This is a genomic window from Salinibacter sp., from assembly GCF_042218895.1.
GTDB lineage: Bacteria > Bacteroidota > Rhodothermia > Rhodothermales > Salinibacteraceae > Salinibacter.
Genome location: NZ_JBDGQQ010000041.1, coordinates 22,989 through 43,200 on the forward strand (window position 1 = coordinate 22,989; position 20,212 = coordinate 43,200).

Annotated in this window: 19 protein-coding genes; 9 read left to right on the forward strand and 10 right to left on the reverse strand. The window is 63.9% G+C overall.

Annotation, left to right across the window (positions count from 1 at the left end; all coding sequences use genetic code 11):
* Nucleotides 1–102: 102 nt before the first annotated feature.
* Entirely contained in the window at nucleotides 103–966 is an 864-nt protein-coding gene (locus ABEL04_RS04475; RefSeq protein ID WP_375801187.1) for a DUF3667 domain-containing protein, read from the reverse strand.
* Between the two features lie 284 nt (nucleotides 967–1,250).
* Here ABEL04_RS04475 and nuoH point away from each other — a divergent pair, with 284 nt between their 5' ends.
* A complete protein-coding gene (nuoH, locus tag ABEL04_RS04480; RefSeq protein WP_375801188.1) occupies nucleotides 1,251–2,303 on the forward strand; it encodes an NADH-quinone oxidoreductase subunit NuoH in 1,053 nt (350 codons plus the stop codon).
* 480 nt (nucleotides 2,304–2,783) lie between these two features.
* On the opposite strand, the gene ABEL04_RS04485 is transcribed toward nuoH, so the two are convergent.
* The 3 genes from ABEL04_RS04485 to ABEL04_RS04495 form a co-directional block, all read right to left on the reverse strand.
* Nucleotides 2,784–3,362, reverse strand: coding sequence for a protease complex subunit PrcB family protein (locus ABEL04_RS04485; protein WP_375801189.1), 579 nt, complete (start codon nucleotides 3,360–3,362; stop codon nucleotides 2,784–2,786).
* Nucleotides 3,363–3,667: 305 nt separating this feature from the next.
* Nucleotides 3,668–4,675, reverse strand: coding sequence for a hypothetical protein (locus ABEL04_RS04490; protein WP_375801190.1), 1,008 nt, complete (start codon nucleotides 4,673–4,675; stop codon nucleotides 3,668–3,670).
* Nucleotides 4,676–5,269: 594 nt separating this feature from the next.
* Entirely contained in the window at nucleotides 5,270–6,118 is an 849-nt protein-coding gene (locus ABEL04_RS04495) for a sensor histidine kinase (protein WP_375801191.1), read from the reverse strand.
* A gap of 458 nt (nucleotides 6,119–6,576) precedes the next feature.
* On the opposite strand from ABEL04_RS04495, the gene ABEL04_RS04500 reads away from it, so the two are divergent.
* Nucleotides 6,577–7,107 carry a hypothetical protein gene (locus ABEL04_RS04500; RefSeq protein ID WP_375801192.1) on the forward strand — a complete coding sequence of 177 codons (531 nt, stop codon included), beginning with the start codon at nucleotides 6,577–6,579 and terminating at the stop codon, nucleotides 7,105–7,107.
* Between the two features lie 175 nt (nucleotides 7,108–7,282).
* Here ABEL04_RS04500 and ABEL04_RS04505 read toward each other — a convergent pair whose 3' ends face one another.
* Together ABEL04_RS04505 and ABEL04_RS04510 are read right to left on the reverse strand one after the other, a co-directional pair.
* Nucleotides 7,283–8,107 carry a hypothetical protein gene (locus ABEL04_RS04505; protein WP_375801193.1) on the reverse strand — a complete coding sequence of 275 codons (825 nt, stop codon included), beginning with the start codon at nucleotides 8,105–8,107 and terminating at the stop codon, nucleotides 7,283–7,285.
* A gap of 312 nt (nucleotides 8,108–8,419) precedes the next feature.
* Complete coding sequence (locus ABEL04_RS04510; protein WP_375801194.1) at nucleotides 8,420–8,686, reverse strand: hypothetical protein; 267 nt, start codon at nucleotides 8,684–8,686, stop codon at nucleotides 8,420–8,422.
* A 329-nt stretch (nucleotides 8,687–9,015) separates the two neighbouring features.
* On the opposite strand from ABEL04_RS04510, the gene ABEL04_RS04515 reads away from it, so the two are divergent.
* From ABEL04_RS04515 to ABEL04_RS04530, 4 genes are all read left to right on the forward strand, one after another.
* Nucleotides 9,016–9,582 carry an RNA polymerase sigma factor gene (locus ABEL04_RS04515; RefSeq protein WP_375801195.1) on the forward strand — a complete coding sequence of 189 codons (567 nt, stop codon included), beginning with the start codon at nucleotides 9,016–9,018 and terminating at the stop codon, nucleotides 9,580–9,582.
* Entirely contained in the window at nucleotides 9,579–10,622 is a 1,044-nt protein-coding gene (locus ABEL04_RS04520) for a FecR family protein (RefSeq protein ID WP_375801196.1), read from the forward strand. The genes ABEL04_RS04515 and ABEL04_RS04520 overlap by 4 nt, the downstream gene beginning before the upstream one ends.
* Nucleotides 10,623–10,768: 146 nt before the next feature.
* Nucleotides 10,769–13,420 carry a carboxypeptidase regulatory-like domain-containing protein gene (locus ABEL04_RS04525; RefSeq protein WP_375801197.1) on the forward strand — a complete coding sequence of 884 codons (2,652 nt, stop codon included), beginning with the start codon at nucleotides 10,769–10,771 and terminating at the stop codon, nucleotides 13,418–13,420.
* A gap of 249 nt (nucleotides 13,421–13,669) precedes the next feature.
* Nucleotides 13,670–13,948: a metal-sensitive transcriptional regulator gene (locus ABEL04_RS04530; RefSeq protein WP_375801198.1), complete on the forward strand. Its 279-nt coding sequence runs from the start codon at nucleotides 13,670–13,672 to the stop codon at nucleotides 13,946–13,948.
* Nucleotides 13,949–14,054: 106 nt separating this feature from the next.
* Here the strand turns inward: ABEL04_RS04530 and ABEL04_RS04535 are convergent, their stop codons facing one another.
* The 3 genes from ABEL04_RS04535 to tmk all read right to left on the reverse strand — a co-directional run bounded on the left by ABEL04_RS04535 (nucleotide 14,055) and on the right by tmk (nucleotide 16,495).
* The gene (locus ABEL04_RS04535; protein WP_375801199.1) at nucleotides 14,055–15,185 is read right to left on the reverse strand and encodes a CNNM domain-containing protein; all 1,131 of its coding nucleotides are present in this window, start codon (nucleotides 15,183–15,185) and stop codon (nucleotides 14,055–14,057) included.
* 55 nt (nucleotides 15,186–15,240) lie between these two features.
* Nucleotides 15,241–15,750: a Fur family transcriptional regulator gene (locus ABEL04_RS04540; RefSeq protein WP_375801200.1), complete on the reverse strand. Its 510-nt coding sequence runs from the start codon at nucleotides 15,748–15,750 to the stop codon at nucleotides 15,241–15,243.
* A gap of 82 nt (nucleotides 15,751–15,832) precedes the next feature.
* Nucleotides 15,833–16,495, reverse strand: a complete 663-nt coding sequence (gene tmk, locus ABEL04_RS04545) for a dTMP kinase (RefSeq protein WP_375801201.1) — start codon at nucleotides 16,493–16,495, stop codon at nucleotides 15,833–15,835.
* 192 nt (nucleotides 16,496–16,687) lie between these two features.
* On the opposite strand from tmk, the gene ABEL04_RS04550 reads away from it, so the two are divergent.
* The 3 genes from ABEL04_RS04550 to ABEL04_RS04560 are packed head-to-tail and all read left to right on the forward strand — an operon-like array spanning nucleotide 16,688 to nucleotide 19,783.
* On the forward strand, nucleotides 16,688–18,097 hold the full coding sequence (locus tag ABEL04_RS04550) for a tetratricopeptide repeat protein (RefSeq protein WP_375801202.1): 1,410 nt from the start codon (nucleotides 16,688–16,690) through the stop codon (nucleotides 18,095–18,097).
* 54 nt (nucleotides 18,098–18,151) lie between these two features.
* Nucleotides 18,152–19,057 carry a DUF368 domain-containing protein gene (locus tag ABEL04_RS04555; protein WP_375801203.1) on the forward strand — a complete coding sequence of 302 codons (906 nt, stop codon included), beginning with the start codon at nucleotides 18,152–18,154 and terminating at the stop codon, nucleotides 19,055–19,057.
* A gap of 42 nt (nucleotides 19,058–19,099) precedes the next feature.
* Complete coding sequence (locus ABEL04_RS04560; protein WP_375801204.1) at nucleotides 19,100–19,783, forward strand: flagellar motor protein MotB; 684 nt, start codon at nucleotides 19,100–19,102, stop codon at nucleotides 19,781–19,783.
* Here ABEL04_RS04560 and ABEL04_RS04565 read toward each other — a convergent pair.
* Nucleotides 19,753–20,212 (reverse strand): hypothetical protein (locus ABEL04_RS04565; RefSeq protein ID WP_375801205.1); only part of this gene is annotated, 460 nt, incomplete at its 5' end. The genes ABEL04_RS04560 and ABEL04_RS04565 overlap by 31 nt on opposite strands.

Below are 20,212 nucleotides of genomic sequence, written 5' to 3' on the forward strand. Positions count from 1 at the left end.
GAGAACCGGCGTGCCACCCTGAGGGCCCTCTGGCGGAGACGCCGGGGTGGGCTTGCACGGCGGCGATTGGAGCTGCTCCTGGCCCCAGCCCAGGAGATGTCATCAGACGACAAGAGTTGTGCCGATGAGCCCAATGAGAGCGGAGAGAAGGATGAACACAATCATCCCGGCGAGGTAGGCGAGGGCCGGCAGGAGCCATCCCCTCCAGCGGCCTCCGAAGAAGGCCCGCCCCCCATGGGCGTGGAGTCCGACCTGCAGCAGAGGACCGACGGCCCCCACGAGGCCGGGCGCAGCGGTGAAAAAGAGCGGAGCCAGGAGCGCGGTAAGCACCGTGGCCTGAGCCGTGACGTAGAGCTCAAAGACGAGCGCTTCCCCCAGGGAGTAGTCGGGGAAAAACGCCCGAAGAAAGAGCGCGGCCGCTGCGCCGATCACGAACCCAGAGTACGTTTGCAACTGCTGAACCCATTCGAACAGGACCTGGGCAAGCTCCTGGACTGACGTCACGCCGAACATCACGCGGTAGGGCGCTCCGGGCTCGAACAGCTCAGACGGTTCCACTCCCATGGACCGCCACGTCGTCGTCAGTATTTCCACCTGCCCCTGGACCCACGAGTCCCGAAAGAGCAGAAAGACGAGAAAGGCACCCGTGGCGGCCATCAGGAAGTACCCGATGGGATTGATGAACCGTTTGCGCTCCCCGCCGGCGTACCGACGCGCGACCCGCCCCGGATTCCGCGCCGCCTGGACGACCGTCCGCCACGCCCCGCGCTGCAGGTCCTCCAGCTCAAAGATCGCCTCGACGAAGAGGCGCGCGAGATCCCGTACCCGCAGGGTCGAGAGGTGCCGCTGCCCGCACTCGTGGCAGTACGTTCCAACAAGTGGGGCCCCGCAGTTCTGGCAAGCCCTGCCAGTGGGGGCGGGCGCAGAATCCGGCTGTGGCTCCGGATCTGTCGAACGGTCGGGCATGAGGAAAGCGCTCGTCGGAGATGGAAATCGGTTAGTTGCATTGGTGGGGGAGGCACGTCGTTCCTCCAGGGGTCCCTGTCTGCCAGAGGGGCCGGAGGCGCGTTGGACCGTGGCCCGAAGGTAGCCGCACCTGTACAGAAAATCCTCGCCAAGAAGGCCCGACGGCCGTGTTCACCCGCGGCCGAATGAACGATACGGGTTGTGCCCCTCCCCGGCAACAGCTACGTTGAGGAGCTGTAGAACACATTGGTTCCGAGTATTCCTTCGAATCCGACCGTGCGGACATGGACCTTCCGCTGTACCTGACGGCCCTGGTCGCCTTCCTCGTCATCAACGCGATGCTGCTCTCGGCGTCGATTTTAGTGTACGCGGAGCGGCGCGTCTCGGCCTTCATGCAGAACCGGCCCGGCCCCAACCGGGTTGGGCCCCTCGGCCTCCTCCAACCGTTCGCCGATGTTCTCAAGTTTGTACTGAAGGAGGACGTACGGCCCGCCGGGGCCAATTCCTTCATCCACTCCCTGGCCCCAGTCATCATGGTCGTCGTCGCCATGAGCACTGCGGCGCTCATCCCGTTCGCCGAGGGCGTGGTGATCGCCGACCTGAACGTGGGGGTGATCATGCTGCTGGCGCTCACCTCCATCAGCGTCTACGGCGTTACGCTCGCGGGCTGGAGCTCGAACAGCAAGTTCTCCCTGCTCGGGGGCCTCCGCTCGGCGGCGCAGATGGTGTCTTACGAGTTGTCGATGGGACTGGCAGTGATTTCTGTGGTGGTCATCGCCGGCTCGCTTAACTTCACGGCCATTGTCGAGGACCAGAGTGCCGGCTGGGCGCTTCTGGGCTGGAACGTGGTCCGCAACCCCATCGGGTGTCTCGTCTTCATCGTCACCGCCTTCGCGGAGACAAACCGTGCCCCCTTCGACTTGCCGGAAGCGGAGGAGGAACTGGTAGCGGGCTACCACACGGAGTACAGCGGAATGAAGTTTGGCATGTTCTTCCTTGCCGAGTACGTCAACTGGTTCATCGCCTCCTTCTTCATCGCGACCCTCTTCTTCGGAGGCTACTTGGTGCCCTTCCAGCCGCTCCTGCTGGACCTTGTGCCGGCCCTCGAGGGCTCGACCCTGCTCGCCGTTCTTCAGTTCGCATCCCTGATGCTGAAGGTAGCCTTCTTTGCGTTTCTCTTCATCTGGGTGCGGTGGACATTTCCGCGCTTCAAGTACAACCAGCTCATGCAGGTAGGCTGGAAGTACTTGCTGCCCATCGCGCTGGCGAATGTGATCTTGATCGCCCTCGGCGTCATCGGGCTCGACGCGATCGGCCTGTGGTCGCCCTCGTTCTAGGCAGGGACACCAGGACTGCCGCCTTGACCGGACGGAAGCCCGCTCGTCGTTCCCTTCCCTCGTCCGCAGGTCCCCCCTGGTTCCGCACGTCCCGCTCGGGCAGTGAAATGAGCTCCCCATCCAGTAGCTGGCGATTCGCCCGTCCTGTTTGACGCTCCGACGCGTATTACCGAACTCTGGGTCCGGGCCTGAAACCACAACGATCCTGAGCGGGGGCGCTCCCCGCATCTGCGGTCCGCCGGACGGCTGAGGGCTGGAACCGTGCCCCAGGCCCACAATGCCGATGTCGTTTCCGGCCCAGACACGAACGTCGCCAACGAGTCCGGCGGCTGCAACCGGTCGGTCACCCGCAGGGGGCCTCGAAGACGGAGACTGGACGGGTAGCCCCTTCGGTCTCGGGCCTCCAGGCTCGTACGTCCCCCTGCGCGCCCCAACGCACAGCGGCCGAGCCGACCCGCCGGTCCCCTCTCAACCGCAGGGCTACTCGCAGGTGCGCGTCGTCTCAGAACCAGAGAACGTAAAGTCGCCCTCTTGGGTCTCCACCGTGGCAAGGATGTACGGAGACGTTAGCACCGTCGTGACTGCGCATCCCTTCTCTGGGGTCGTCTCGGTGTACCGGACCTGTAGTTTCTTCCCTTTCGTGTTAGCCAACACCTCATCAATCTTGACGCTGTATCCGCCACTCGGGCGCTGGCCGAGCACGATCGCAATGACAACCTGCTTGTTGAAGTCTACACTGGGGCGTGCAGGAACGGACTTCTGGTCGGCGTGCAGCCTCTTCCAGAACGCCGCGTACTCGTCCTCGTCGCGGAGCACCGTTCGAGTCCCCTCTACGATGTCTCCGTACTGCCCACGGTCGATCTGCTCAACGTTCACAGCCCCGGCCCCGAGCGTTTCGTGGGCGACCTTGGTCGAGAATTCTGAGGCCGAATTCTCACCATCCAGAAAGGAAAGGGTGTCGCAGCCGCCCACCACGATGAGAAGGAGCGGTACGAGACCGGCCGCGAGCATCTTCAAGTACGACCCGAACCGGGCCTGAGCATTCTGAGGACTCAGCATGGGAGGACAAAGGACTAGTTCCGAATTCTGCGGCGAGGGGATGGGACTCCCCCCTGTTCCGTCCATGCTACACGCATGCATGCCGGCAGTGCACAGCCAGCCCGCCGAAGAATGCTTGAAGAGAGGAGGGGGCCGGGCCTTTTACACGGAGCCAATGGAAACGCCCGCCCCGAATGGGTCGGGGCGGGCGCTGCCCGGGCCGAACATCGTCCGGCGATCTGTTCCGCTAAGCGATGACGTGGTCCGTTCTCTCCCTCCATCCGGAGGACAGGGAAGTGTGGGCCGGGCGTGCCGTTTCCACACAACTACCGTTCGAGGGCGGTTCCGCTGGCGCCGACGGCGCTCGTCGGGGCACCCTGCACGATGGCGTTGAGGTTTTGGCCCGTAGGAGTGTCCTGGGCCCGCCATGTGCCGTCGTAGTGAAACACCTGGCCGCCCGTTCCGACGGCGTACCCCTCTCCATCCTCGACCTCGACGTCCCTCAGGTTGGCGTCCCCGAGGTCGGTGCGGGTCCACTGGTTTCCGTCCCAGTGGAAGACCATGCCGTTGCCGCCAGCAACCCATACGTCGTTCGCGGCGTCACTATCGACGGCGTAGAAGTTTACATTGGCGTCCTGAAGGCCGATGGCGGTCCAGGTTACGCCGTCGTCGGTTGCAAACACCTTCCCGTTGGTGTCTACGGCGTGGCCAGCCTTCGCAGCGTGGAAGTCGATGGCCTGAATGCTGGATCCGCTCCCGGGGGTGACGTAGTTCCAGGTTCCGCTCTCCCCATCCTCAAAGCTGTAGAAAATCAGTCCCGAGTCGGTTGCTCCGTACACGTTGGCTTCGTCGGCCTGGCCCGTTACTGCGATGTCGTTGAAGTTGTCGCCGGTGTCGTCGGGCCCGGAGTGATCCTCGATCACGCCCGACTCGACGTCGTACTCCCCAACGGCGCCGGAGGCCCCGACAAACCACAGCGCATCCCGTTCGGCGGTTACGTCCGATCCGTACAGGTTCTTCCCGTTGCCGGAAGGGCCCCCGTCAACGATCTTCTTCCAGTTCACCGTCCCGTTCTCGACGGTCCGCTTGAGAAGGACCCCGTTTCCGCCGACGGCGTACTGCCCGGCAGAGGTGCGTTCCACATCGTACAGGTCATTGTCTGTCTCGACCTCGACGGCGGTCCACACCGAAGATCCGGACTGGGCCGTGCGGCTTGTCCCTTCGAAGGACGAGTCGGACTGCGGGCCGACTGGTCCCTGGCTGTCGCACCCGAACGAGAACGCGAGAAGGGCGAAGAGCGCGGTCCAACCGGGAAGAGAATAGAGGCGTTGCATGGGTTGAGGACTGTTTGTGAACAGGTTCACGAAAAGGATCGGCCCTGCCTCCGTTCACCGTGGTTGCCGATTCGGTTTGGCTGGGCTCAGGAGAGGCAAGGCGGCCATCGAGCACGGCACAACGACCCTGCGGACGAGGCTCACTGGCACTCGGATCTGGCGTGAGCCCCCTTGATGTATCCACTATGCCGTACGTGGCGCCACCGCCAGAGTCGTGAGGTCGAGCTGAGGTTTGGCTATGATCCGGTGATGACTCGCTTAGCTCCCGCAGATGGGGCGGGAAGAAGTGAAATCATCTCTTCTCGGAAGGCCCACGCCGGCCCGTCGAATGGGGGACGTGCCCGGTTGACCGGAGACCGACGTTGCCTGCTGTTCCTGTATGGGAAACAGGCCGTGCCGTAGCGAAGAGATTGCCCGGCGTGTTGAGATGTGGGATCTCCGTTCCCTCGATTAGGGAAGCGGCCTGCGTCGTCCCATGCAATGCGAGGACGCCCCGTCTACGCCGTCGAGCGGACCGTGCGGGCCCCTCGCGCCTTCCGGCCCGCATGGCCGGTCGGCCGCTCCGTGCCTGCCCACTCCAGACGGGGCGCCTCGTCAGGCCGCGTCCGCCTCGCCTGACGGCGACTGCGATAGCTGCATCGATACCGAGACCTTGAGGCTACGCCCGCCGCCCTGCCCCGCTGACTGTCCGGGCTCCTCTTCTGCCGATCCACTCTTCTCCCCCGGTAGGGCTCCGGGCGACTCTCCTCCCTCCCCTGACAGGGTGCCGCCGACCGGGAGTTCCAGGACGAACGTGCTGCCTGATCCCTTGGCCGTCTCCAGCTCAACGGTCCCTCCGTGGCGCTCGGCCACCTGCTTGACCACGTACAGCCCCAACCCCGATGACCCCTCCCCAGCCGTCGGCTCCGGTCCTGCTTGCCGGAAGGGCTCAAACAACTGCTCCTGCTCGTCCTCCTCCAACCCCGGCCCGTTGTCGGATACAGAAAACCGCACGGCCCCGTCGGCCTGCTCAACCCGCACGTCGATCCGTTCCCCGCGGGGAGAGTACTTCAGGGCGTTGCTGACGAGGTTGTTCATCGCTTCTCGGAGCCGCACCGCGTCCCCGACCACCACGCACTCCTCGCCGGCGACCGTGCAGCGGAGGTCCTGCCCCTTGTACTCAGCGTGGACCTGAAAGCTCTCCACCACCCGTCGGGCCAGGTCCCCGACATCGACCGGCTCGGCAGCAATTTCCTCCGGCCCCGACGCGGCGGGAGACACGTCGATCTCCTCTAGGTAGCTGGAGGCCTCCTCGGCCGAGTCGCGGATGAGCTCGAGCTTCCGCCGGGCATCCTCCGAGACGGTTTCGCGCTCGAGCACCATGCTGGCGAGGCGCTCGATCGCGAGAAGCGGGTTTTTCAGCTCGTGGGTCACTGACGAATGCTGCCTCAAGCTCTCTTCCATCGGAAGTCCAAGACGGGTTCAATTGCGGAGAGAGGCTAATGCTCAAGCCAGTCCTCGGTGCGACGCCGGCGCGCGGCGTCGAAAGTAGAGGCGGACCTTTCACGGCCCCAGGTGCACCCACATGGTGCCGGCCAACCCGGACAATTGCTTTCAACCATCGTGCAAACCGGTGCACTCAACGCGCACACGCAGAATTTACCCCCGTAGAGACCAGGGATCGGGACAGCCCCAGGGCTTGGAGGCGGCCGTGGGCGAGCACGTTCACATGGGTCCCTCCGGGCCGACCCGATTCTGGAGGCGTCTAGCCGTCCCCACTCCAGTTTCATCTCTCCGGTATGACGGCGCCTCGCAGCGTGCCTTTCGATCGGCCTTCCTCTTCGGGCCTGGGGATCGAGATTGGTCGAATCGGATTTAATGGATGATTACCTTCCACTCTTTATCCTGCGTTCTCGCCCCCGATGGTCTCTCCGAGGCGACTCCGCATTTTCGCACTTGTACTCGTCAGCCTGCTTTTCGTGCTCGGCGGCTGCGACCTCTCCAGCAGTGAGGAGGACCTGGATCTTCTCTTCGGCTCCTGGCGCGTCGAGGACCTCTCTGTCGATGGGATTTCGGTCAAGGCCCGACTCGACGCGCGGTACGCCCCCCTGGTGCTGACACTTCGGGAGAGTGGGGGAGACCGGGAATTTTTTACCCTTGTAGGTCAGGGAGACAATGCCGAGCAAGACCTGTTTGTGCAGGGCACCTTCCAGGTCGAGAGCGAGGACGACGAGCTACTGCTTTCGCCCGACAGTGATCTCCTCGTGGGACTCAACTACACACCTCCGGGCGCGGAAGGCTCGCGACTGCGACTGAGCGCGGACGAAGGAGAGAGCGAAGAACGGTTCTTAACACTGATCGGCCTTCCGGTTCAGGGAGAGGTAGATCGGTTAGAGATTCGCCTGTCGAAGGACGGAACCGCCCCCCAGAAGCGGCTCTCCAGCCTGCAATGACAGTCACCCGGACGCCCTGCTCCAGGCAGTTCTGGATGGTGCTGCCTCTCTATAGGGCGCCGGCTGGGGGACCTGCTCTTCCCCTCGGAGCATCTAGCGCGGAACAGGGGGCCAGAGTTGAACCGGGAGGGACCGCCGGGGCGGGACGTTCCCGACACGCCGGTCTCGGCCTCGCTCAGAAGGGAAGGTCGTCGTCCTGCCCGAAGCCCTCGTTCTGGCGAAGCGTCTCCTCGTCTCTGATCATCTCGATTACCCCCGGCACCTGGCCGACCGTAAGCGCGTGCACCGAGCTGACGCCCTGCACGTCGAGCACGCGGTGCAGATACCCCTCGTCGCGCCCGCAGTAACGGGCAAAGCCCTGGATCTTCTCGGCAAGCGGACCGCCCGGGAGGGTGGTCTCTCCGACTCTCTGCTCGGGCGGATGCCTGCTCGCCCGGTCCAGGAGCACGTCCGAGGCGCTCCGTATCTCGGCCTCAGACGGCCCCTCCGCCTCTGCTTGGGAGTCGGTTCCTGACTGCCCGGACGCGGGGCGGGCGGAGGAGGGAGCGTCTCGAGACGCTTCCTGGGTGGCGGCCCGGCGGGCGCCACCTCTCGTTTGACTTTCGGGCTGTTCCTTGGGGGACGGCTCCTCTTTCGGAGAGTCGACTCGGTGCCCCTCCGGATCGATCTGCCAGGTGTTTCCACTCTCCCGGTTGTACACCTCGATGTTTTGATCGTACCCGACATAGATGCCGAGCGGATTGTTGTCGGTCTCTCCAATGTCGATGGTGTAGTTGTTTTCCTCGTCGTAGGCCCGAAGCCGCATCTTGTCGAACGTGCCGCGCTCCCCTTCAAGGTCCCGGTCATAAATCAAGACCACCTGATCCGACCCAGACGCCCGACGAAGCCGTTGCTCGGCACGGTCGATCTCGCGGATCAGTTCCTGACAGTGCGCAAGCTCTGCAAGGTCCCCCTCAAAGGAAAACGAGAGGTCCCCAATGGAAAAGTGGCCGGTGGGCATGGCAGGGGAGTTGGGCTAGTGCGTGGTGTTCATTGACGGAGCGGAGCGTTGGAAGGGCATTCTCGTCCCCAGTGTATGCTTGTCTGGGATGGACTGCATACGTTCGTGGGGGCCTTCCGATTCGTCGGTTCTGTGCAACTGTCCAGCGAACGTGAGGACCACGGCAACATTGGACATCGCTCGCCAGGCTTCTCTCCGGGTGCCGGATGCATGCCGGGTAGGAATGCATCATTGCCGCGCTGCCCCACATGCCCCTCGGCGTCTCTGATGTAGGCAGGCCTCGCACAGAGAACTACGGCTTAGCACCGGTGGCTACCGTGCGGTACCGGAGGTCCCTTCGACGAGCTTCACGTGATGCCGGGAGAGCTTGTACCGCGGCTCCTCCAAGCCCTCCGGCACCACGCGTACGTAGAAGCCCCCATCGTCGAAGACGCTTTCTACCACTTCGAAGCGACCATTGGGGCTAGCCTCGGCGTGGAGCCCCACCGCTTCCACCGGCGCATCCAGGGTCACGATGTCGCCGGGCTGCGGAGACTGGTAGGATCCTTCGTAGTCGGCTGTGTGCGGACGTGCAGGCATCGCGCTTGCCGTGTGCTGTGATGCTGTGCAAAGTATGTGTGTGTTATCAACGGGCGAGAGGAGAACGCCGGTTCCTGCTCAGGCCCGCACGTTCGAGTTGTTACAGGGTGATCGTGATGTGCCCCCGCCAACGCCCATCCGGAATCGAAGGCGGGACCGTCGGGCATCCTGGAGGGACGCCCCGTCTGGACGTGTTGGTCGGTCGTTTGTTGGCACAATCTTTACGGTTCCGGATTGGTTGTTCCCCGGAGGCGGCGTGCTGTACATGTAGCTCCAGAACGGGATAGAGGAGGTGCGTGACCTCATCTCCATCGACCTGGGGGCTGATCATGCCGACCGACAAGCAGCTTCGCGTATGGTGCCGCCGCATAAAGGCGTCCGACCGGGAGGCCTTCGCGAGCGTATTCGATGTGCTCCACGACCGGCTGGCCCGCTATGCGCTTCAGATTACCGGGCGGAAGGCGACGGCCCGAGACGTGGTTCAGCAGGCCTTCACGGCCCTCTGGGAGATGCGCTCGTCGCTGAATCCAGAGGAATCTCTCGAGGCACTTCTCTTCCGCATTGTTCGCAACCGCGCCTACAACTGCAAGCGCGATCGGCAGACGCGGGCCTCCAACCACGAGATTCTTCAGCGTGACACTGAGCCCATTCGGGACACCCCTGCAGTGGACATGGATGCGGATCGACTCGAAAAGCATCTTAGGAGTTGGATTGTTGACCTCCCCGAGCGGCAGCAGGAAGCCTTAGTCCTGAGTCGATTCGAGGGACTCACCCACGAGGAGATTGGGGAGGTCATGGAGATTTCCCCCGCAACGGTGAATACCCACATCGTCCGGGCCCTGAAGACACTGCGACGCAAAGTCCGCTCGCACCATCCAGACCTGCAAATGCCATGAGCCGCGACTCGCCCCACGATCTGCCCCCCGCGCTCCGAGAGGCGCTTACGGAGGAGAGGGCGGACGACGGAGGCAGAGATGCCCCTACCTTCGAGGCGCTTTGGGACCTCCTGGGCCCGGTCAAGCCGCCCTCTTCTGCACTCCCAGACGCCTCGGACACCTGGGCGGACGTGCGCCGCAATCTCGATTCGGATGCTGCCCCCCCGGACACGAACGCTACCGAGGCCCGAGCGCGACGCCCCCCGCGGTCGAGGGTCCATCATCGTCGGGTCCGATGGCGGTGGGGCGTCGCTGCGATCGTCCTGCTGGTCGTGGCGGTCGGGGCATGGTTGTGGCAGCGCCCCGTTGCCGTCACCGCTGCACCCGGCACCTCGGTAACCCGGACCCTTCCGGACGGCTCGGTCGTCGAGCTTAACGGCGGTACGCGCCTCACGTATCCACGCACGATGTCGACCCTGGCCTTTCTCGAAGATCAGCGGCGCACCGTCCACCTGCAGGGAGAAGCCTACTTCGAGGTGCGTTCCGCCGATCGGCCGTTCGTAGTTCGCACACAGACTGCACGCATCGAGGTTGTTAGCACCGCGTTTGCCGTGCGGACAAACGTGGACGGGAGAAAGACGCACGTGGCTCTTGCAGAAGGAACGGTTCGAGTACGGAGCGCCTCTATGGATACGGTGACTCTACAGGCGGGAGAGGCCGTCCATGTCGGCAAGGAGGGTCTGGTATCCCCACCGGCAGATACGTCGATTCGCCGCGTCACGGCCTGGCGACGGGGCGGCTTCGCCGTCACGGCGAAGCCCTTGCCGGCGGTTGTCCGCGCGCTGGAACGCCAGTTCGGAACGCCCATCCGACTGAGCTCCAAGCTCTCTCCCAAAGTAACGTCTTCCCCTCTCACTCTGTATTACTCCCAGGACGTGAACGTCGAAACCATTCTCCACGACCTCTCCGTGGCGCAGGGCCTCTCGTACCGCCCCACCGCACAGGGATACGTGATCGCCCCCTCAAACCGCACGCGGCAACCGACCGAACCGGATGAGTGACCATGACGGCTTCCGTCCCACGTACATCGGCGGCCTGGAGAGGAACAATTGCAGCCCTGGTTCTGGCTGTCCTGAGCGTTGCTTCGTGCCTCCCGGCCCATGGACAGCCGGACGGGGAGGCACGCTACACGATGATGTTTCGGGGGGTGCCACTCCCGAAAGCCCTCGTCCGGGTCGCCGAGACGACCCACGCAAACCTCGTTTACAACGCCGAAGTGGTTCAGGGGAAGCACGCGTACTGCACTGTGCAAAACGCCCCCGTTCCGGCTGTGCTGCGCTGCATCCTCGACGATCTGGCGCTCGATTTTGTTCAAACCTCCGCGGGGACCTATGTGCTGACCCGCTCCCCGCGGCGAGCGCCGCGGCGGGGACATCTCACTGGACGGGTCGTCGATGCACAGACTGGGGAGCCCCTCCCGAACGCCCATGTGCTTCTGGCCGCCGCGAACACGACAGTAGCCACCGATCCTGCCGGGCACTTTCAGCTCCCAGATCTCACGGCCGGTAGGCATCGCGTGGTGGCGACCCACGTGGGGTACGAGAGTGCAACCGCGACCATTCGCCTTCCTCCGGGAGACAGCACGTATCGTCAGATCACGCTCTCCCCTCGTCCTATCGCTACGTCTCCCATCGTCGTCACCCAGTCGGAACGTCGGCTCCCCGAGGACGGACTCGGCACCTCCACGCTCTCCACGAAGGAACTTCAGCGATCAGGCCCCTCTGGCACCGCCGATGTACTCGGACAGGCGAGCACGCTGCTCGGGGTGTACGCCCGGCGCCCCCTGGCCGATCTCCACATTCAGGGCGGGGCGACCGCGGAGCACCGGGTGCGCCTTGACGGCATTCCGGTTCGCAATCCCGTAACCCTGCGCCGGATGCTCGGCGCTTTCAGCCCGCTTTCCCTCGACCACCTGACAGTTCGGAAGGCAGGGTACGGCGTCGAACACGGAAGCACCATCTCGGGGATCCTTGACGCCAGGCACGCCCTAAGCACCGCCACGCCCGAGATTGGGCAGGTACAAATCGACCCCCTTAGCGTCAACGCCGAGGTGCACCGGTCTTTCCCCCTCGACAATCGGCGATCCGCGCAGGTCCGAGTGGCGGCCCGCACGAGCCTCTGGGACGTGTACCAGCATCCGACCTTGAGCGGCCTTCTTCGCGACTGGAACGTCGTGGACCCGATGCTCCTGGCCTCTTACTTTGGGAATCATTCGGGGCTTCCCCTGACGCCGAAATCCCAAACGACTTCGCTCGGATTCTCGGACCTGCACACCGCTGCACGCGTCGATCTCGGGCCCTACCGCTCCCTGCAGGTCTCCGGATACCGGGGCACGAATCAGCTTCAGACCGAGTTTGTAGCGACTTCGTCTGATACGCCCTCCTCACAAATGCCAAGCACCGGAGGCCAATCGGCCATGCTCACCCAAGATCGGTACGCCTGGACCAACCATGCTGCGCAAGCCCGCCTCGACTGGATGCTGAGCTCCCGGACGTCCACGTCGATTCAGATCCAGGCGAGCCAGCAGAGCGTCCACCGGGGCTATCAGATGTCGTATGTCCCGTCGCAGTCTCCTGTGGAGCGACGTCCCTCAGCAATCATCGATACGCTGCGCGACGCCCTCGATCCGTCGAAGTGGCCCGACGATCACAATCGCATTCAGGAATTTGCCGTCAAGGGAACGGGGAGCTACAGTCTTTCTCCCCGTCACCACTTGAAGGGCGCCATAAACGTGTCGCGTATTTCGAGCCGGTTCCGCCTTGGCAACCGTTTTTTCCGCCCGATGTCGTTCCAAGGAACCCACTGGCAGATGGCCGGATACGTCCGCGACGTGTATTCGCTAGGGACGGCCACGACGGTGAATGCTGGAACCCGCCTCACGTACATCCCCTCCCGGCATACGCTCTACGCGGAACCGCGGCTCGTCTTTCGCCACGAGGGGACCTACAGACCGGTTGGCGACTATGCCCTCCGGCTTGCCGGAGGAGTCTATCGCCAGTTCGTGAACCGGTTTGACGTGAGCAGTACGAGCCCCACCTCCATCCTACCTTCCCTGCGCTTTTGGCTGCCGACCGGCAAGGCCCATGCTCCTCCTCGAGCCTATCACGCGGCCCTTACTGTCCGGATTCAGCCTTCCGACCCGTGGTCACTCATCGTGGAGGGATATCTAAAACAATATCCCCACCTTCTGGCCCTCGACTATGCTACGTTCCAGGGGGACCGATCGGCGCCCGTGCCCGCCGCCCGCGCCGTTTCTTCCACGCACGGGTACGCATCGGGACTCGGCCTGGCCGTTGCGCGTCAGGGTCCCCTCATCGAAACCACGCTTCGATACGATTGGACCCGCTCTCGACGACAGTTTCCGTCTCGGTTCGGAGGCCGTCTGGTCCCTACGCCCTGGAACAAGCCGCATCGAGTGGTCCTTTCGGCTACCGCGAAAACCAACGTCGGGGTCGAGTTCCGTGCGCGTGGTACGTACGTCTCGGGACAGCGCTGGGGTCTTCGCCGTGTCTACTACGACTACCTCAGCGTGCAACCGAAGACCGGCATTTCTAGCCCCTTCTCCTTTCAGCGGCCGGGCCACCACACCCTCGCGCCAACCCTGCGGCTCGACGTGGGAGGTGCCTACACACTTCAACTTGGGGCCGCCACCGTCAATCTTCAGGTCACAGTGACGAATCTTCTGGGGCGCCGGAATCCGTTTGACTGGAGTCTCGACCCTTCGGGACAGCACACGACGCGGACGAGGCGCTTCTTGCCTGGGCGTCGGCTTGGTGGGACGCTCAGCATCCGCTACTGACCGGGAACTTAGCCCCCCACATCGGGGAGGATGTCGCCTTGGGACCCATCGCCTTGGGGCCCGTCCCCGTGGTACCGCCCCATCGGGGGATTGTCGTGCACCGTCCAGGACCGCTTTCCAGAAACAACCCCGTTTCGGGAAAGTAGTGCTCCTCCGCATCCAGGGCCCGGTTCGTGCTCCGAGGCCGGTTCAGAGATTTCCCGGTTGCGCCCCCGTTTACACTCCGCCATTGACAGCACCGAAACGCTCATGCCGGTCAGCGACGCCGATCGAGAGGAGATTCGCTCTCGCCTCAGCCGAATCGAGGGCCAGATCCGGGGCCTGAAGCGAATGGTCGACGAGGATCGCTACTGTGGGGACATTCTCGATCAGATTCATTCGGTGCAGCAGGCCCTCAAATCCGTAGGACGAGCCATCACCCGCAACCACCTCGAGACGTGCGTGACCGATGCCCTCCGGTCCGGTGACGAGCAGGCCGCGCAGGAAAGCTATGATGAGATCATGGGCCTGCTCGAGAAGGAGCTGTAAACTCAGCCCGGACGCGCCGCCCTCTTCGGATGCCCCGACGCACACCGGGGCTCTAATTGGGGCGGGATCGTTCGTCGTGGGCCACCTCGTGCGCTTCAACCACGCATTAGGAATTCGATGGGGCGGGAGGAGTGCCAGTAGGGACGTCCCGTCCCTCTGTTTCCCGGCGGTCCACGTCCCCTGGATCCTCGAGCTCCCCCGCGATGGCCTCGAAGGCATCGGTGGTCGTGACGAGGCCCTCGACGTGCTTCTCGGCGCGGACGAAGGCGAGCTCCTGTTGTTCTTGTTGGAGGCGGTCGATGAAATCGCTGACCGGGAGGTCCGGATCGACCCACACTGGCGGTTCGGCAATGTCGACGAGTGTGGCGTTCCCCCGTTCCAGCTCTGGCAGGTGCCGGAAGACCTTCGTCATGTACAGCGTGCCGATGACCTCGTCCCCGTCGTCCCCGAGGAGGGGATACCGGTCGTAGGGATGCGCCCGCATTCGCTGCAGGGTCTCGGCGAGATCGCTGGCGGTGCTGAGTGCGACGACCTCGGTTCGGGGCACCATGATGCGGCGGACCGGGATCTCCTCAATGTCAACGGCTCGTAGGATCTCGTTCCGCCGCTCACGGGAGAGGTTTGCCCGGCTCAGCACCGTTCCAATCTCTCGACGGACAGCTCCGTAGCTAGTGAGGGGTTCCTTTTCGTCCTCTTCGTCCCCCTCAGTCCAAGAGCGCGTAATGGTGACCCCGAAGAGCGCAAGAAGGCTCTTTGCAATCCAGTCGGCCGCCCGAATGATGGGGCGTAGGAGGCGGGTCCACCAGTAGAGCCCGGGGGCAAGATAGCGGGCGATGGCACGAGTTCGTTCGATCCCGAGGTAGGTTGGGGCCTGCTCCCCCACGACGACGTGAAGCAGGTTGACGAGGAGGAGAGCCGCCGTCACGGAAATGGTGTGAGTAGCCACCGCCCCGATCCCCCCAGCGGGCAGCAGGTTCCCAATGAGGTGCGTTACGCCCGGTTCTCCAACCACGCCGAGCCCAATGCTGCAGACTGTGATGCCGACCTGGCACCCCGAGAGGTAGATCTCCAGCTCTTCCGTCATCTCCCAAGCCCGACGCAGGCCCGCGTGTTGCTGGAAGTCCTGTTCATCGAACTGGCGTACGCGAGTGAGGGCAAACTCTGTGGTCACGAAAAAGGCGTTGCCCAGAAGAAGAATTGCCCCACCGAGAAGCTGGAAAGCTGTGATCCACGTCACAAAAGGAGTTTCCTCGTCTCGTCCTACCGCTCCGAGCGATCGGCTCGATTTCCCGCTACGCTTCGGCCTCTTCGACGGCGGCCTCACCCTCGCCGTCCGCCTCGGGCCGATTGGGGCAGTCCTCGCGGATACAGTGGCCGTACATGTTCAGGGAGTGGTGCTTGATGTCGAACTCGTAGATGTCGGCCACCATCTCCTGGATGCTCTGAAGCCGCGGATCGCAGAACTCAAAGAGTTCATTGCAATCCATACAAATGAGGTGGTCGTGCTGCCAGTAGCTGTAGGCCCGTTCATACTTGGCCTGGTTCTTCCCAAACTGGTGCCGGACGACAAGGTCGCACTCCAGCAGCAGCTCCAGCGTGTTGTAGACAGTTGCGCGGCTCACGCGGGTCCCGTCCTGCTTCAGGCGCACGTACAGCTCGTCGGCATCGATGTGGTCGTCGGTCGTGTAGATCTCTTCCAGGACCGCGAAGCGCTCAGGCGTCTGCCGCTTGTTGCGCTTCTTGAGGAAGGCCTGAAAGATCGATCGGACTTCGTCAAGCTTCTGCTGTGGGAGCGTCGACATGCTGGTCAGCAGGCGTGGGTTCAACAGCGAGAGGAGCGGCCGACAGGCTCGGGACGGACAGGCGCGCGGCCGGGGATCTTGCCTAGAGATCTGATGAACCGGCATCGGCAAAGGGGGTTCCACGATTTTCGCCCAGCAGGGCCTCGACGTCGGACCAGATGGTCCCGTGCAGCGCCTCGATCGAACGATGCCCGTCGAGCCGAAGGATGCGGTCGGGATGCTCCTCGGCGAGGGCCGCGTAGGAGGCGGCGACACGATCGTAGAAATGCTGGTCCTCAGCCTCCATGCGATCCCCCTCGTCTCCATCCTCCTCGCGCCGGGCCCGAGCCGTTTCGGGATCGACCTCCACGAGATACGTCCGGTCGGGCACGAGCCCCTCGGTCACCCGCCGGTGAAACGATTGCAGCCACTCCGGATCGGCCACGTCCCGCCCTGCCCCCTGGTACGCGGTAGTGGAATCGTAGAACCGATCACAAATCACGATCCGGCCCGTCTCCAGAGCCGGTCGGATGCGCTCGGCCACGAGCTGGGTCCGCGCCGCCGAAAAAAGAAGCAACTCTGCCATCGGATGCACGTTTAGGGCGGGCTCCAACAGAAGCGAGCGGACACGCTCAGACAGCTCGGTGCCCCCAGGCTCGCGGACCAGGAGGGTCTCGTGCCCTTCCTCCTGCAAGCGCTCATTGAGGAGCTGGGCCTGCGTGCTTTTTCCACTCCCGTCGATGCCTTCGAACGTGAGGAGGATCATAGTGGCGTCCCGCTGGTCGATCCAGGGCTAGAGGAAAGGTTCTTTTCGCGGAAAGAACCTGCCCGAACAGGCCTCGTTCTTGCATGTTCTTTCTCGAAGGCGTTATACTGATGAGTCCCACTGGGCCACGGTCCCCGGCGATGCCGCTCGGTGACCACCTGTGCGCTCTGACCAACTACGTACTGGTGTGCCATGAGCACGTTCGACTTCGGCTTCGAGGACTCTGAGGATTCGGCTTACGAGAGGAGTCTCGAAGACCTCGTCGCCGCGTACGAGGAGGATCCGTCTACGTACTTCGACTCCGGCGACCTCGAGCAGATTGCCTCGTTCTACTTTGAGGAGGGGGAGATGGAAAAGGCCCTCGAGGTCATCGACCACCTCATTGAGCTACACCCCTACACCTCCGACGCCTGGATGCGCCGGGGCATTCTCCTCAACAATCTGGGCCGCTCGGAAGAGGCCCTAGACGCCTACGAGCAGGCCCTGGACATCAACCCGACTGATACCGAGACGCTGATCAATCTCGGGATTACGCTCGACGGCCTCGGCCGGGTAGAGGAGGCCCTCGATGCCTACCACGAGGCGCTGTCCATCAATCCCCTGCACGGGGAGGCCCTCTTCAACCTGGGCGTGACACTGGAGCGGGACGGGCAGCTGGAAAAGGCCGTGGACGCGTTTGAGCAGTGCACGGACGTGTATCCGGAGCACCCTGAGGTGTGGTACGAACTGGGGTACTGCTACGACCGGCTCGGCGAGAATGAGGAGAGCGTGGAGGCGTACGATAACCACCTCGACATCGACCCGTACTCGCAGGACGCCTGGTACAACCGTGGCATCGTGCTCAACCGGATGGGCCACTTCGAGGAGGCGGTGTCAAGCTACGACATGGCCATCGCGATCCAGGACGAGTTTGCGTCGGCCTACTACAACCGCGGCAATGCGCAGGCCAACCTGGGAGAACTGGACGCGGCCATCGAGAGTTACGAGCAGGTTCTTGAGCTCGAAGGGCCGGACACGGCGACCTACTACAATATTGCCCTGGCCTACGAGGAGAAGGGTGACCTCGACTCGGCCCGCACCTACTACGAGAAGACACTCGACCTAGAGTCGGCGTATCCGGAGGCCTGGTACGGCCTGGGCTGCTGCCTCGACACGGACGAACGGCCCGAGGAGGCGCTCGAATGCTTCCGCTACGCGATCGACCTGAAGCCCGACGTGCCCAAGTTCTGGACGGCCCGGGCCGACTGCGCCTACAAGGCGGGGCGGTTCGACGAGGCGCTGGAGGCCTATCAGAAGGCCGTGCAGCTCGACGAGTCCGACGAGCATGCCTGGATGGGATACGCCGAGACGCTCCTGGAGAAGCGGCAGCCGGAGGAGGCCCTAGAGGCCTACCACCAGGCCCTAGAGCTCGACCCGAATAGCGCCACCACGTACTTTCGGCAGGCCAAGGCCCTGCTGGCCCTGGGCCGGGCCGACGAGAGCATTCGGGCCCTCAAGACTGCCTTCCGGCTCGACCCCGCCAAGAAGGAGGAATTCCGCCAGGCCTACCCCAGCCTCTACAACAATGATCGCGTCCGGCAGCTTCTTGATCTCGACTCATAGATCGCCCCCCACCGGAGGCCCTGATTCGACCGCCGAAGCCCCTCGCTGTCCCGCATGCCCTTCTCCCCCCTCTCCCTCCTCCGGCACACGCTGTACGGCGCATTGATGGGGGGCGCCGACATCATTCCCGGTGTGAGCGGCGGCACGATGGCCCTCATCGTGGGCATCTACGAACGGCTCATCCGGGCCCTCAGCTCGGCGGTGTCGTTCGGGGTGGCAGCAGCTCAGTTCGACTTTGACGCGGCCCGCACGCACTGGCGGGAAATTCCGTGGCGCTTCATTATTCCCTTGCTCGGGGGCATCGCCGGAGCCATTCTCGTGGGAGCGAAGGTGATTCCTCCCCTCATGGCCGCCCATCCGGCGTCCATGCGGGGCCTCTTCTTCGGACTCGTGGCCGCGTCGCTTTTCGTCCCCGCCCGCCGCATCGAGCACGTGACAGGGCTGCGGGTTGGAATCGGGCTTGCCTGTGCCGCTGGCGCCTTCGTCCTAACAGGGCTCCCGGCCCTTACCGTGTCCGACCCGAACCTGCTGCGCGTTTTCTTCTCTGCGGCGGTGGCGATCTGCGCCATGATTTTGCCCGGCGTCAGCGGGGCCTTCCTGCTGGAGGCGCTGGGCATCTACACCCCTACCCTCGAGGCACTCAACGGGCTTGAGTGGAGCTACGTGCTTACGTTTTGTGCGGGGGCCGCCGTTGGGCTCGGCACGTTCGCCACCCTCCTCGACATGCTGCTCACGCATCGCCACGACGCGACGATGGCCGCGCTCGTTGGGCTCATTGCGGGAGCCCTCCGAGCGCTGTGGCCCTACGGCGGGGCCGGCCGAACCCTCCAAGGCCCCGGTCCCGACGATCCCATCGTACCGGTCGTGGCGCTGGCACTGGCCGGATTTGGGGGCGTGCTCGCCCTCCTGTACTGGAGCCGGTCGCGAACCGAGAGAGACCCGGCTGTCTCTGACCTGTGAGCAGATCGTGGTCCTGTATCGCTTTGCCCGCCGTTTCTGTCGATGTACCGCTTCCTCCCCGTCCTCGTCTTCTCCCTGGGCCTTCTCGTTCCCACCGGATGTAGCACGCTCCCCCTCTCGAACAGTACTGCATCGGTTACCGACTCCCTGCGGGCCGCAAACGCCACCTTGCAGGCTCGGCTTCGCAAGACCCAGGACTCCCTAAGGTTCCACCGAGACCTCAAATCCGGCCAGTACTACCGCGACCTGCGGGTTCTGAAAGACCAGCTGAACCGACTCACCTACGAGGTTCGAACATTGCGGAGCGGGGGGAAAACAGTGGCCCTCCTCCCGGCCGACTCGCTGTTCAAGACCGGCACAGCCACCCTCACCCCAGCCGGCACGAAGCGGCTCCGTCCCGTCATTGCTCGCCTGCAGAGAACGTATCCCGCCCGGACAATTCGGGTTGAGGGGCATACCGACGATGTCCCTCTGGGCGATGAGTTCCAGAAACGGTTTGACTCGAACTGGGAGCTCTCGTGCGCCCGCGCGACCACCGTCGTTCGCCATCTGGTTGCACACAGCACCCTCGCCCCTACACAGTTTATCGCCGTCGGCTACGGTGCCACGGATCCTGTGGGCTCGAACGACACCGCGATGGGCCGTCGGCGCAACCGCCGGGTGCGCATTGCAGTTCTTCCCTCTCCCACGGGCGGCTACTCCCGCCCCTTCGAAACGTCGTGGTGAACACGCTGGTACCGCCCTACAAACTGGAGATAGCTCGCAGACCCATCGTCGTTGGGATACACGCCGAAGCCATTGATCCGGTACACCGGTCCGGAGGCCGTCTCGACGACGCGCTCCCGGAAGCTCTCGATCACTCCGGTCTCGGTCCGTCGGTGCCACACGATGGCTCCATCGGACACGCGACCGCGGTAGGTGACGGTCGTGCCGTCCGCCTGCTCGACCTCGCAGATGAGCACGCCGTCCTCGTTCACGTAGTTGCGCGCAGACTTGCGCACGACGCGCCCGTCGGGATAGCGGTTCACCTGCGTGCCAACCTGCACGTTTCCCTTCCATCGATAGCGGTGCTCGGCCGTGAGCGAATCGACCTGCGTTCCGTCGTACCTGTAAGCCAGGAATGGACCCTTCCAGTGTCCGGTGAACGACTCAAGC

Excerpts from the sequence above, each read along its gene's own strand:
- ABEL04_RS04475 (WP_375801187.1), bottom strand. The coding sequence starts at position 966 with ATGCCCGACCGTTCGACAGATCCGGAGCCACAGCCGGATTCTGCGCCC.
- nuoH (WP_375801188.1), top strand. The coding sequence starts at position 1,251 with ATGGACCTTCCGCTGTACCTGACGGCCCTGGTCGCCTTCCTCGTCATC.
- ABEL04_RS04485 (WP_375801189.1), bottom strand. The coding sequence starts at position 3,362 with ATGCTGAGTCCTCAGAATGCTCAGGCCCGGTTCGGGTCGTACTTGAAG.
- ABEL04_RS04490 (WP_375801190.1), bottom strand. The coding sequence starts at position 4,675 with ATGCAACGCCTCTATTCTCTTCCCGGTTGGACCGCGCTCTTCGCCCTT.
- ABEL04_RS04495 (WP_375801191.1), bottom strand. The coding sequence starts at position 6,118 with ATGGAAGAGAGCTTGAGGCAGCATTCGTCAGTGACCCACGAGCTGAAA.
- ABEL04_RS04500 (WP_375801192.1), top strand. The coding sequence starts at position 6,577 with ATGGTCTCTCCGAGGCGACTCCGCATTTTCGCACTTGTACTCGTCAGC.
- ABEL04_RS04505 (WP_375801193.1), bottom strand. The coding sequence starts at position 8,107 with ATGCCCACCGGCCACTTTTCCATTGGGGACCTCTCGTTTTCCTTTGAG.
- ABEL04_RS04510 (WP_375801194.1), bottom strand. The coding sequence starts at position 8,686 with ATGCCTGCACGTCCGCACACAGCCGACTACGAAGGATCCTACCAGTCT.
- ABEL04_RS04515 (WP_375801195.1), top strand. The coding sequence starts at position 9,016 with ATGCCGACCGACAAGCAGCTTCGCGTATGGTGCCGCCGCATAAAGGCG.
- ABEL04_RS04520 (WP_375801196.1), top strand. The coding sequence starts at position 9,579 with ATGAGCCGCGACTCGCCCCACGATCTGCCCCCCGCGCTCCGAGAGGCG.
- ABEL04_RS04530 (WP_375801198.1), top strand. The coding sequence starts at position 13,670 with ATGCCGGTCAGCGACGCCGATCGAGAGGAGATTCGCTCTCGCCTCAGC.
- ABEL04_RS04540 (WP_375801200.1), bottom strand. The coding sequence starts at position 15,750 with ATGTCGACGCTCCCACAGCAGAAGCTTGACGAAGTCCGATCGATCTTT.
- tmk (WP_375801201.1), bottom strand. The coding sequence starts at position 16,495 with ATGATCCTCCTCACGTTCGAAGGCATCGACGGGAGTGGAAAAAGCACG.
- ABEL04_RS04550 (WP_375801202.1), top strand. The coding sequence starts at position 16,688 with ATGAGCACGTTCGACTTCGGCTTCGAGGACTCTGAGGATTCGGCTTAC.
- ABEL04_RS04555 (WP_375801203.1), top strand. The coding sequence starts at position 18,152 with ATGCCCTTCTCCCCCCTCTCCCTCCTCCGGCACACGCTGTACGGCGCA.
- ABEL04_RS04560 (WP_375801204.1), top strand. The coding sequence starts at position 19,100 with ATGTACCGCTTCCTCCCCGTCCTCGTCTTCTCCCTGGGCCTTCTCGTT.